Below are 12,383 nucleotides of genomic sequence, written 5' to 3'. Positions count from 1 at the left end.
GGCTAGCTCCATGTCAAATTCCTCATTTTTTTATTAAATGTCCATAATGCGGCAGCAAAACATAACAATGAAAATCCCCATAGTAATGCGCTATGTTGCCAAAAGCTGTGTTCAATAGATTCATTCATCAATTGCCTTAATAACTGTGCAGACCAATACATAGGCGAACCTTCAGCAAGAATAGCCAAGTTAGCGGGCATAATTTCAAGAGGCACCATAAAACCGCTCAACGCAGCTAAAATAATATTTACTCCTCCACCCACAACAATTGCTTGCTCGTAGCTTGACACTAAACTTGCCAATAATAATGCAAATGCAATGGCAGCAAAACTCACTGTAATAAAAGTAAATAGGCTATAAGGCAAACTATGTAGTGGCAATAAAGGTAAGTCTAAACAATAAGGTATAACTATACAGCCAATCAATGCTAGCAAACCTGTTTGTAGTAAACTAACTAACACGTAAGCGCAGGCTTTATTATAAAAGTAACGCGCCATACTAATAGGGTATGTTTTAAGCCGTACTAACGTGCCATTATTGCGCTCATTAATGAAAGTAAGTGAAATAGGTAATACAATAAAGTAAATACCAAATACCCACCATGCAGGCACACTATTAAGCGCAGGATTGTGTAATGCTTTTTCAGGTGCTTTGGCAAGTAAATAATCAACATCGGATGCCGCAGTAACTAATTTTATTTGTTCATCCAGTACTAAATCGGCATCTAAATCTCCGGTATCTAGCATGTATAAATACAACTTTAGTTGCGCCAAACTAGCTTTTATTTTTTCACGCATCAGTAGTCGTGTTTGCGGGGCAAGTTCATCATTAATAATAAGCTGTAACTGACTAGTGCCTTGTCGCATTAAAACTTGCTGATCAAAATGTGGGGTGATCGTTAAGCTGCTGGTTGGCTCATCAAGGTGCGTTTGGTTGCTTATACTAAAGCCTTGAGCCTGCAGTAATTTAGCAATAACTTGGCTGTGCTCACTATGATTCATCCCTTTAATTGTAAGCTGTAAATTTTCCTGGATAGTTTGCTGTGATTGGCTACTTGCCATCGTCATGATCACCATAAATACTACTGGCATCAATAACAGTACAGCTAAGCTATGCAGGTCATTGGCAATTAAACGTGCTTCTTTTTTAAGGGTGTGAATTAACATTCCAGCTCCAGAAACAACGAGCGATAAAGTTGCTCAATATGGCTGTCTGAAAACCTAAGTTCTTTAATTTCATGGCTTAGTTGACTAAGTGCTGAAAACAGAACGCTCAGTTGCATGCTATCACTGACAGTTATTTGATACTGATTCTGTGCCAAGGCGTTAATTGACAAGCTATCAAGTTGCTCACCAAAAAGTGCCGTTTGATTTGCTGATAACTTATTAAACGTGATGAAACTTAGCGATAAGGACGTTTTTTTAATTTGTTCATTGGCAACGACTTTACCATTACGTAAAAATAATACATCGTCACATAACTGCCCAACTTCGTGTAATAAGTGAGAGGTATACACTAAGGTTTTACCTTGGCATTTAAGCTCAAGTAATAAGGCGATAATAGCATCCCTTGAAAGGGGATCAATGCCAACCGTAGGTTCATCTAAAAAGATAATGTCAGGCTGTTTACTCAGCGCTATTGCAATATTTAAACGACGTTTAAAGCCACCCGATAACGTTCCAGCCCTTTTATTCGCTACCGTTTCAAGGCTGCATGAACTTATTGCAGAATCAATATACTGGCTATGCAATCGGCGATTTTTTTCACTAATTGACACAAAAAAAGCTAAATTATCGTAAACACTCAGTTCATTATAAAAAGCGAAGTCTTGCGGCACTAACGCCACTTTTTGTGCGATAGCTTGTTTTGTCGTAAGTAATGGGTAAGAAGGGTAGGCTAGGCGCCCTGCTTGTGGCTCAAGTAAACCTGTCATTAAAGAAATAAGTGTTGATTTACCTGCACCATTAGGCCCTAAAATAGCTGTACAGCTGCCTTTTTTCAAAGTTAGCGACACTGTATCTATATTCAAGTTTTGGCTATTTTTATAGCCAAAACAGACTTGCTCAAGTGCCAGCATAACTGAAGCTACTGTCGCCATAATACTGCCTGCCTCATTGATATCTTCCTTGTTATAGTCATCGTTAGCCTATAAGTTCTGAGCAAGGGTAAATGCCTCACCTATAGCACGCTGTAAATTTAGCTTTTCTGCATTCAACGCGCCACCAATATAACTCACAGGTATTGATAATTCAGTAATTTGCTGATGATAATCTGGCATTACTGACTGTTGGCCACTACAAATAACAATATGATTTACATCTAGCAGCTTAGGTCTATCTCGCACCTTTATATGTAAACCTTGCTCGTCTATTTTTTGATAGTTGACAGCAGACAACATTTTCACCGCTTGATGTTTTAAATGTTCGCGGTGTATCCAACCTGTAGTTTTACCCAAATCAGCGCCGTGTTTACGCAGCTTGCGTTGTAACAAATAGACTTCGTTTGTAACAGCTTTCACAGCTTTAGCTTTCACCCCACCAGGGACTGACGCGCTTAAGTCGATTCCCCACTGGTCTGTAAAAGTATCATTCACACTGTTTCTTTTTTGTTGCTGATTTTGTTGTGCTTTGTCATTCGTTATAAATGTTGCAACATCAAAACCAATACCACCAGCGCCAATTATGGCAACTGTACCATCAATTGATACGTCACCATTTAATACTTGTTGATAACCAACTACATTCGTCCGTTCAACACCATTTATATCAGGGGTTATGCCTTTCACGCCTGTGGCAATAATGCAGTGATCAAATTGAGTTAACGCAGCTATATTTGTATTTGTTTGCAGCTTTATACATACATCAAGACTTACCAACCGGCTATTAAAATAACGCAGTGTTTCTTTAAACTCTTCCTTACCCGGTACATTTGCAGCTAACAACAACTGCCCGCCTAATTGACCACTCTTTTCAAACAAAGTAACTAAGTGGCCTCGCTCAGCGGCATAAATTGCACATGCCATACCTGCTGCGCCACCGCCAACTATCGCGATGTTTTTTACACTGTTTGCGCTAAGCCTTGGCATTAATGTTTCATTGCAAGCCCGCGGATTAACGATACACGAGGCCGGTAGATTTACAAAAATATTGTCTAAGCAGGCTTGGTTACAAGCGATACACGTATTTATTTGCTCGCTGCTATTTGATAGTGCTTTAGCAGCAAATTGACTATCAGCTAAAAATGGCCGAGCCATAGAAATAAAGTCAGCATGCTCATCTTTTAATAGCTGCTCAGCAACCTCAGGTGTATTTATGCGATTACTCGTTATAACAGGCACCGAAACTGCCGCTTTTAAGCGTTGACTTAATGATGAAAACAAGGCTCTTGGCACACTGGTAGCAATTGTAGGAATACGCGACTCATGCCAGCCAATACCTGAATTAAGCATATCCACGCCCGCTTTTTCAAGGCCATGTGCCAATTGAAGTACTTCATCAAAGGTACTGCCATCAGCGACTAAATCGAGTAACGATAATCTAAATATTAAAATAAAATCAACGCCAAGAGCCAGACGTACCTGCTTCACAATTTCTATTGCAAAACGGATACGGTTTTCATAGCATCCCCCCCACTCATCAGCGCGTTTATTGGTGGCTTTGACTATAAACTGGTTTATTAAATAACCTTCTGACCCCATAATTTCAACACCATCGTACCCTGCTTGCTTAGCAAGGCGGGCACACTTAACAAAATCAGTAATTTGTTTTTCAATTTGCTCTGCGGTTAACTCTTTTGGTGTATAAGGGCTGATTGGCGCTTGTATAGCAGAGGGGGCGACTTGATCACGATGAAAACCATAACGCCCTGCATGCAATATTTGCATGCAAATTTTAGCGCCGTGTTTTTTTACTTCACCAGTAATAAGTTTATGTTGTTCTACACCACGCTGAGAATCAAGAACACTTCGGTTAGGTGCCAAAATACCTTCTGCGTTTGGCGATATTCCGCCGGTAATAATCAACCCCACTTGACCTTTTGCGCGCTCGCCATAAAATGCGGCTAAACGCTCAAAACCTTGGGGTAACTCTTCTAAGTTTGTATGCATAGAACCCATCACCACACGGTTTTTAAGTGTAGTAGAGCCTAGATTAAAAGAGGTAAACAACCGACTAAATGACATACAAGCAACAAAACAGTGAACAAAACCGCGCTAGAGTAGCAAGCTTTAATTATGACTGCAAAGCTTACCGTGCGTTTTTAGCGGGGCTTTTGCATGATATGCGCATTTAGCTTTTCTTATGAACAAAGTTAAACAATTTGTGCTTGTTGTCTAACCGGCACGGTACTATGATTAGTGAAATATTTGATAACAAAATGTTTTAATTAAAAATATTCGCTACTTTTAAAATTATACAAGGAATGATTATGTACTCACTCAAACCATTAATTCTAGGCATCAGCCTAATGGCTCTTTCAAGTTCTGCATTTGCACTTACTACACCTGAACAACGTGATTACGACCGACTTGCATCGGGCAACATCAGTGAAATAAAAAAAGCGGCTCAATCTATTGTGGCAAATAACACATCAAACTCAGAAGTATTAGATCTTGTTGCTGAGTATGTTGTTCAAAATTACCAAAATGCACCTGATTATAAGCTAGACACGATTGCTTGGGCATGTCGTGCATTAGGAGAAACTGGCAGCGCTCGCTATCGCGAGTTATTATCAACAATTGTAGAAAGTGATGCCCATAAAAAAATTCGTAAGTATGCTAAAAAATCATTAAAACAACTTCCTTCAACACAACAAGCCCAATACGTCCCTGGAGCAATTGATTTAGTAAGCCTAAAAGGCACTAATTCATCTAATGCACCAGCACTTAGCGGTAACGATAAAGACTTATATGATATTGCGAGTGGCAACTTAATTGAAATCAAATTAATTGCGCAAAAAACAACATCAAGTGGAATCCCAACTCAGCAAATTGGCGATACACTTGCCGAATATTTTGCGCAAAATTACAAAACCAAAGAACAGCATAAATATGACACCTTGGCTTGGATTTGTAAGGGGCTAGCAACAGATAAAAACGGCCGTTATAAAACATTAATTGAAGATGCCGAAGAAAATAGCCCCATTCGTGCAGTGCGTAAACATTGCCCAGATGAAATAGACGGTAAGGGTCCTTATTACCAGTCAGGTAATGTTGATCTAGCAAAAGTTAAAAAACAGTTTTTATAAAACTATAAAAATTCATAGCGCCGTTATATTTATCAGGTATAAACTTATCAACGGCGTTTTTTATTATTCACTTTTATTTTAATATCCATACTATCAACCAACTCAAACACACTATCTTCTGGCGCTGGTTGACCAAACATTAAGTTAGGGTTATTTGAAAAGCCAACGGGCTCTTTAGGTACTGTATTAGCAGCTAAATCTAATGCTCCATTACCATTTAAGTCTTGAAAAAAACGTACACAATAAGTTCCTTGAGATAGATTGCTCACACTCTGACGTACCACATTTTCTGTTATATCAACTTGCTTAACTGTCAGTACTGGTAATTGTTCCCACTTCAGCTGAGCATTTGCACAATCAAGTACCTGAAAGTGTAAAACGCCTTCAACCTGTTTAAATTTAGCAAACGATATATTTAGCGTTTCAGTAGCCCCCGCAGCGCTTAGACAGCTGTGAAATAACAGTACTGCTGTAAGTATCACTCTTTTTTTCATAATCTACTCCTTCGTTAATGGTTTGAGTGCTGAAATAGAGGTATAATAGCGGACTTTTAGGAAGTTAGAAAAGGTAAAGGATGCGCAAAGTCCTGGTTATTCATTATTCACAAACGGGTCAACTCACTAAAATTGCAAATTCAATTGTTGCGCCGCTGCAAGCGCAGGGTGATATTACGGTTGATTATCTAAATTTAAAACCGAGTGAACCATACCCATTTCCGTGGCCGTTTTTAACCTTTTTCCATATTTTCCCCGAATGCGTAAAAATGACGCCGCAACCAATGGATCTTGTAAAAACAACCCATGACGATTACGACTTAATCATCTTAACTTATCAAGTTTGGTTTTTATCTCCTTCATTACCCATATCTTCGTTCATGCAATCTGAACAAGCAACTAAGCTACTCAATAATAAACCTGTTATTACTGTCATAGGTTGTCGTGGTATGTGGCTAAGCGCGCAAGAAAAAATGAAACGATTGCTGAAAAACGTTAATGCTAAATTGATTGATAATGTGGTACTCAGTGATGAATGTGGTACCGGTTTCAGCTTTTTAGCGACTCCGCTTTGGATGTTTTCTGGTAAAAAGAAACCCGTCTCATGGGTGCCTGCAGCGGGTGTCGCAGATCATGAAATAAAAGCAGCCAGTCGCTTTGGTATTGCAATAAAAAAAGCACTCATGGATTTACAGCCGTCACAAACCTTACAGCAATCTGTATTGAAGGGACTAGGGGCTGTGAAGATAAATGAAAAGTTTATTGCAAGCGAACGGGTTGGCCAACATAGCTTTAGGATTTGGAGTAAAATCCTCACCACACTTGGCCCAATACATTCTACACGCCGTAGTTGTGGGCTATTGCTCTATGTGCTATTTTTGCTGACCTTAATTATTACCGTGGTACCTATTACTGCGATAATAAAAAAATTGATTGCCCCCTTAACTAAAAAAAGAATAGCTAAGCAAAAAGCTTATTTTGCTGAGCCATCTGGAGAGTAGTTTTACGTTATGGAAAATGCTGTATACATAAACAACTTACATGCTGTGCTACCTAACAACCCTGTAAGTAATAAAGAAATGGAAGTCGTACTAGGTGAAGTTGGTGGGCAACGCTCTCGAGCAAAGCCTGTCATATTGCGTAGTAACCAAATTAAGAACCGTTACTACGCAATTGATCCACAGACTGGCGAGTATAATTACACGAACGCTTCATTAGCTGCTGATGCTGTGCGTGGCTTATTTACTGCAAATAGCACGCAGCTAAGTCAATTAGACTGTTTGGTGGCAAGCACATCTATGGCTGATCAAATTATGCCTAATCACGGTGTAATGGTTCATGGCGAACTTAAAAACCCCAGCCTTGAAGTAATATCAACCGCAGGTATTTGCTTATGCGGTATGACCGCGCTTAAGTACGCTTACTTAAATGTTAAAGCAGGCGAAAGTCAGCACAGCGCGGTGGTTGCCAGTGAGCTTGCGTCAAACGTTATGCATTCACGCAACTTTAGTGCTGAAAGCGAACACAAAGTAGAAATGCTAAACCAAAAACCCGAGATTGCTTTTGAGAAAGACTTCCTACGTTGGATGCTTTCAGATGGTGCTGGCGCTGCGTTATTAAGTAATAAAGCCAATGAAACGGGCCTGTCTTTAAGCATTGATTGGATAGACATTACTTCCTATGCTGATCAACTAGAAGCCTGTATGTATGCTGGCGCTGAAAAAATTGATGGCGAGCTAAAAAGTTGGACACGCTATGACTCACAAACGCGCGAACAACAATCAATCTTATCAGTAAAGCAAGACGTAAAGCTGCTTAACGAGAATATTGTTAAATACACAGTTGAAGATGCTCTGAGTAAAATAATAAAAAAACGTGACATTACCCCCAGCGATTATGATTTCTTTTTACCTCATTATTCGTCTGGGTATTTTCGGGAACGGTTATTTGAAGGTTTAAGTAACATCGACTTTGAAATACCATTTGAGAGATGGTTTACCAACTTAACTGAAAAAGGCAATACCGGCTCCGCTTCTATCTTCATTATGCTTGATGAGTTATTTAAATCGGGGAAATTAACCGATGGCCAAAAATTACTGTGTTACGTACCCGAAAGCGGACGATTTTCAAGTGCCTTTATGCAGTTATCTGTCGTTGGCAAATAGCCTGAGTACGCTATGAAAAAACAAGAAGTACCGCAAGATAATAGTAAAAGTTACCAAGGCCAAAACAAGCTTGTGTATGCCGTTGATGACAGCGGCCATTACCAAGGCGTAAAGTCATCAGGATGGGATGTCGAAAGTTTTGCAACCCAGTTAGCTGTTGACGATTTAAACCAACAAGCCAACGAGGCGCTTGAACAAGCACTACTTGGTGAAGTATCACCATTGGCCTACCATATGTTAGCTCGGCGTTTTGATATTCCCACACTTGCTGGTGCCAGTGGCTTTTTTCAGTGGCAAGTCAAACGCCATTTACGTCCAGCGATCTTTAATAGATTATCCGATAAAAAAATTAACCGATATTGCGACGCACTCAAAATGAGTCGTGACGCACTTTTTTCATTGCCTTCAAAATAACGAACCTTTCATGCCAGACATTATTTTAGCCATAAACCATCAACAATCTTCACATTGTGAAACTGGTGTAATAGCCACTTTATTACAAAGTAAAGGTATCCCGATGAGTGAGCCGATGGCATTCGGCCTTGCCTCAGCCCTTACTTTTGCTTATTTACCGTTTGTAAAAATAAATGGAATGCCATTAATCGCTTACCGTATGCCACCAAAAACCATTATTAAAAAGGTCTGCAAAAAGCTCAATATTGAACTGCAAAGCCGTAAATTTTCAAATCCAGATGCCGGTATGCGCGCGCTTGATGACGAACTTGCCAAAGGTAATTTGGTTGGCTTGCAAAGCTCTGTGTATTGGTTACCGTATTTTCCTGAAGATATGCGTTTTCATTTTAATGCCCATAACCTCATTGTTTACGGTAAAACGGCACAAGGGGATTACTTAATTAGCGATCCAGTATTTGAACACCCTGTTACTTGTCCGTACGATGATTTAAAAAATGCTCGTTTTGCAAAAGGCGCCTTAGCAGCAAAAGGCTTAATGTACGTTATTCGCTCAGTACCACCACAAACAAACTTAGCGCAAGTAATTAAGCCTGCGATTAAAAAAACAGCTAAAATGATGAATGGTTTAGTATTGCCTTATTTTGGTTTAAAAGGCATCCGCCATATGGCAAAGCAAATACGCCAACTTGATAAAAAATCACCTAAGTATGCACGCCTTTACTTAGCCCATATTGTCCGCATGCAAGAAGAAATAGGCACGGGTGGTGCTGGGTTTAGGTTTATGTATGCCAGTTTTTTAGAGCAAGCAAGCGAGGAAACTAACACACCGGCTTTGAAAGAGTGTGCGCAGCATACAACGCAAGTAGGTGATTTATGGCGTGAGTTTGCTATGCAAGCCGTTAAATACTGTAAAAAGCGAAGCGATGTCACCCTTGACGATATAGCTACCAAGCTTGAAGAGGTTGCAGAGCAAGAAGCCAAACTTAGTAAGTTATTACAAGCGGCTATCGTTTAACAATTTGGATCTGCCAAACAAAAAAGTCACCCACCGGTGACTTTATCAGTATAAGATTATCTGCTAGATATTATCAGCTAGCTGATAAGTTCATAGTCATTATTTAGCACACTCGCTGTGCCACCTACTATGTCTGTTAACGACAGCTCATTAATTAATTCTAAGCCTTTCGCTTGTTGCTCGTCGCTAAGCGGTACATAAGGGAGCCTAAATACCGATTTAACAGCGCCGGTCATTATTAACGCGGTATTAATTGCTATCGGGTTAGGCTCGCAAAATAACCAGTTCATTAATGGCTGTAATGACGCGTTTAGCTGATCATTTTGGGTGTCCATTAATTGACGATATAACCCAGGAATTAAGTTAGAAGTGACCGAGATAACGCCATGCGCATTGTATTTATGACGTGCATCATGCGCTTCGTCGTCATTGCCTGACCAGCAAGCAATACCCTGCTGCTCATAATGTTTGATACGTTCATTATCACCGCACTCTTTAACGCCAATGAAATTTTCGTGCTCTGCTAGCGGCTCAATAATATCAGGGGTTAAATCTTGCCCTGTACGCCCTGCTACATTGTAGATAAATGCTGGGCCAATTGCTAATAGGCGCTTAAAGTGCTCTTTCACGCCAGCAATAGATGTACGTCCATAATAAGGGTTGATTTGCAACGCTGCATCCATACCACTGGCAAAACCATACTCGGTAGCTTTAATCGCTTCACGCGTGTTGTTACTACCAGTATTGCCAACAATCACTAATTTATCTGAATATTTATTAACACTGTGCGCTATCAGCATTAGGTGTTCTTCCCAGCTCATTAACTGGCCTTCGCCTGTGGTTCCGCCCACGACAATACCGTCAACACCACTGGCTATTTGCTGCTCGACTAAAAAGTCATAGGTTGCAAGGTCAATTTCACCCGTTGATAAGTAAGGGGTTTTAATTGCGGTAATAAGACTTGCTTGTTTAATTTGTTCTAGGCTGCGCATAAAAAAATTATTCTTTAAAAAACATGCGTTATTTGTACCACAAACGTTGATATTTTGGGAGTATTGACACGCAATAAATAAAAAACTTGAGAAAAAAGTATACTTAGTCCAAAATAAACAACTGTATAAATTAACAGTGCTTTATGTGAGTTGAGTCATTATGCGTTTATCTAAATTTTTAGCTACCTACTTTTACACCGCAGAAGAGCTTTGCCATGCATTAGCTATAGATGAGGAAACGCTTTTACACTGGCAACAAAGTAGTTTATTTCCAAAACCCAGTTATTGTATTCAAAGTCAGCTTGAGTGCAGCTCTTACTCAGGCATATATCAGTGTGAAGAGTATGATGATTATTACCCACGAGGCAGCGTTAATTGGGGGCAGCACCTACTTAAGCATAAAGTTGACTCTTCAAGCCAAGCATTTAACTATTTTGCTCAGCACTATAGCTCTCAGCTTACGAAGCTAACACAACAAGGCTTTGCCATAAGTGAAGATCTATTTGGCAGTGAGATTGAGGAGCACTTACAACAAGTGTGGCAACAATTTTTGTGTAGCAAGTATGGCGTATTGACCCAAAATGGCTTAATAGAAGAGATAGTCCAACTTGATATAGCCAAACTTCTCATTGACGACATCACAGAACTAAGAACCAAAATCGGGCTCGACCAAGAAGAGCGTCAAGCACTACATAAAGCATTAAAACTGATTAACCGCGCACTAAGCCATGGCACCGGCCACGAAGGAAAGAACACCCTACGGCATCGCTATATTGACGACGTAGTCAGTAAATATGATTTATCCGTAAAGTGATTTTAATCAACATCTAGTTGTATATAAATGTACTAGTTCAGACTTGATCTGACAGTTCCCCATTTTTTAATCGGTGACTGTCTGTCTAGATTTGAGATAAATTTTTCAATGCTTTGTAAATGTAACGGTGAGGGGAAACTTCGCCTTTTAGAAATCAAATGGTAATCCCCCCGAAAAATAATTGCTTAATTAACACTCCAATTTAGGCTTTAATAAAACGTGGCTTATCTGTCGTTGCAATCTATGGGGGGTGTGCTAAAAGCGCGCTACACGGAATATTACTGACAGTGATTTTACGCTTATTGCTCGACTAAAAAGGCACTTTTTAAAGTTCAACTTAAAAATTGATAAATAAGAGGAGTTTAAATTGTGGTAATAAGACTTACTTGTTTAACTTATTCTAGGCTGCGTATAAAAATAATTATTTAAAAACATGCGCTATTTGTGCCACAAACGTTGATATTGCATGCCTTATTGTTGACTATATAACTGAACTTATAACCAAAACTCATTTGAGCCAAGATAAGCGCACCACCTTGCCCCAAGCAATGGAACTACTTAACAGCGCTAAGCTATGGCGCAGACCATGAAAAAACAGACATTGCGTGCCCGCTGTATTAATGCGGCTTTACTAAAGTATGACTTATCGATTAAGTAGTACCAATTAAGAAGAGACATAGGAATAAGAAGCAGCGATACCTATATAAAAATGAGGCTAGATTAGCCTCATTTTCTAAATAAAGATTTAAAAATCATTCAACAATATCGCTTTGTATAATCTAAAGCTATTGTGCTGACCTTAAAAGATTTATCTCTTTGTTGTTGTCTTTACTATAAGCATAGAGACTGTATATTTTCCAAGTGTGATCTTTGTAAGCTTCTAAGTAGATGTCAGCGTCACCCTTTGGGCCGCTAATTGAGTACTGCAGCGCGATATCACCTTGTGAGCCTGATGTTTGAATATCACCAGTAACGAAGAAATCGACTTCAATTGGCTGACCTACAAGCTCAATAACCTGTTCATTTTTAGATACAATAGCCACCGATTGATCAAACGCCTCTCCTTTGAGCGCGCTACCAACAATACTAAAAACCCCAACAAAAAGTAAAGGCATGATAACAACAAATAGAATTAATCCTGTATTACGCCACATTTTTTGGATTCTTTGAAAATGTTCGACACTTTGCCATTTGTTATTTCGCCACGCCCATTCATTTCCTTTAAAACCAAGTATAAAAAACATC

The 12,383-nt window shown here is 39.4% G+C and carries 12 protein-coding genes; 6 read left to right on the top strand and 6 right to left on the bottom strand.

Features of this window, described 5'->3' with window-relative positions:
* Nucleotides 1–2: 2 nt before the first annotated feature.
* Genes ACT3RM_RS06185 through ACT3RM_RS06175 form a run of 3 tightly spaced genes read right to left on the bottom strand, consistent with a single transcriptional unit; the run spans nt 3 to nt 4,180 of the window.
* Nucleotides 3–1,166 (bottom strand): ABC transporter permease, encoded by a 1,164-nt coding sequence (locus ACT3RM_RS06185; RefSeq protein WP_441992732.1) that lies wholly within the window; start codon nt 1,164–1,166, stop codon nt 3–5.
* Nucleotides 1,160–2,098 (bottom strand): ABC transporter ATP-binding protein, encoded by a 939-nt coding sequence (locus ACT3RM_RS06180; RefSeq protein WP_441834558.1) that lies wholly within the window; start codon nt 2,096–2,098, stop codon nt 1,160–1,162. The genes ACT3RM_RS06185 and ACT3RM_RS06180 overlap by 7 nt, the downstream gene beginning before the upstream one ends.
* 48 nt (nt 2,099–2,146) lie before the next feature.
* Nucleotides 2,147–4,180, bottom strand: a complete 2,034-nt coding sequence (locus ACT3RM_RS06175; protein ID WP_441834557.1) for an oxidoreductase — start codon at nt 4,178–4,180, stop codon at nt 2,147–2,149.
* A gap of 245 nt (nt 4,181–4,425) precedes the next feature.
* Here ACT3RM_RS06175 and ACT3RM_RS06170 point away from each other — a divergent pair, with 245 nt between their 5' ends.
* Nucleotides 4,426–5,244, top strand: a complete 819-nt coding sequence (locus ACT3RM_RS06170; protein WP_441834556.1) for a hypothetical protein — start codon at nt 4,426–4,428, stop codon at nt 5,242–5,244.
* Between the two features lie 47 nt (nt 5,245–5,291).
* On the opposite strand, the gene ACT3RM_RS06165 is transcribed toward ACT3RM_RS06170, so the two are convergent.
* A complete protein-coding gene (locus ACT3RM_RS06165) occupies nt 5,292–5,738 on the bottom strand; it encodes a DUF2141 domain-containing protein (protein WP_441834555.1) in 447 nt (148 codons plus the stop codon).
* A gap of 80 nt (nt 5,739–5,818) precedes the next feature.
* On the opposite strand from ACT3RM_RS06165, the gene ACT3RM_RS06160 reads away from it, so the two are divergent.
* From ACT3RM_RS06160 to ACT3RM_RS06145, 4 genes are read left to right on the top strand one after another with little or no spacing between them, the layout of a single operon-like run.
* The gene (locus tag ACT3RM_RS06160) at nt 5,819–6,739 is read left to right on the top strand and encodes a dialkylrecorsinol condensing enzyme (RefSeq protein ID WP_441834554.1); all 921 of its coding nucleotides are present in this window, start codon (nt 5,819–5,821) and stop codon (nt 6,737–6,739) included.
* Between the two features lie 9 nt (nt 6,740–6,748).
* Nucleotides 6,749–7,903, top strand: a complete 1,155-nt coding sequence (locus ACT3RM_RS06155) for a beta-ketoacyl-ACP synthase III (RefSeq protein WP_441834553.1) — start codon at nt 6,749–6,751, stop codon at nt 7,901–7,903.
* 12 nt (nt 7,904–7,915) lie between these two features.
* Nucleotides 7,916–8,317 (top strand): hypothetical protein, encoded by a 402-nt coding sequence (locus ACT3RM_RS06150; RefSeq protein ID WP_441834552.1) that lies wholly within the window; start codon nt 7,916–7,918, stop codon nt 8,315–8,317.
* Between the two features lie 10 nt (nt 8,318–8,327).
* Nucleotides 8,328–9,332, top strand: coding sequence for a BtrH N-terminal domain-containing protein (locus ACT3RM_RS06145; RefSeq protein ID WP_441834551.1), 1,005 nt, complete (start codon nt 8,328–8,330; stop codon nt 9,330–9,332).
* 77 nt (nt 9,333–9,409) lie between these two features.
* Here the strand turns inward: ACT3RM_RS06145 and dapA are convergent, their stop codons facing one another.
* On the bottom strand, nt 9,410–10,324 hold the full coding sequence (dapA, locus tag ACT3RM_RS06140; protein WP_441992733.1) for a 4-hydroxy-tetrahydrodipicolinate synthase: 915 nt from the start codon (nt 10,322–10,324) through the stop codon (nt 9,410–9,412).
* 160 nt (nt 10,325–10,484) lie between these two features.
* Between dapA and ACT3RM_RS06135 the strand changes: the two genes are divergently transcribed.
* Nucleotides 10,485–11,138 (top strand): DUF6058 family natural product biosynthesis protein, encoded by a 654-nt coding sequence (locus tag ACT3RM_RS06135; protein WP_441992734.1) that lies wholly within the window; start codon nt 10,485–10,487, stop codon nt 11,136–11,138.
* A gap of 785 nt (nt 11,139–11,923) precedes the next feature.
* On the opposite strand, the gene ACT3RM_RS06130 is transcribed toward ACT3RM_RS06135, so the two are convergent.
* On the bottom strand, nt 11,924–12,383 hold a 460-nt coding region (locus ACT3RM_RS06130; RefSeq protein WP_441994671.1), incomplete at its 5' end, for a cytochrome c oxidase assembly factor Coa1 family protein.

It is taken from the genome of Pseudoalteromonas sp. AOP7-A1-14 (assembly GCF_052376275.1).
Lineage (GTDB): Bacteria > Pseudomonadota > Gammaproteobacteria > Enterobacterales > Alteromonadaceae > Pseudoalteromonas.
Note: the sequence above shows the minus strand (reverse complement) of the source record. Positions and strands in the feature narration are given on the sequence as shown.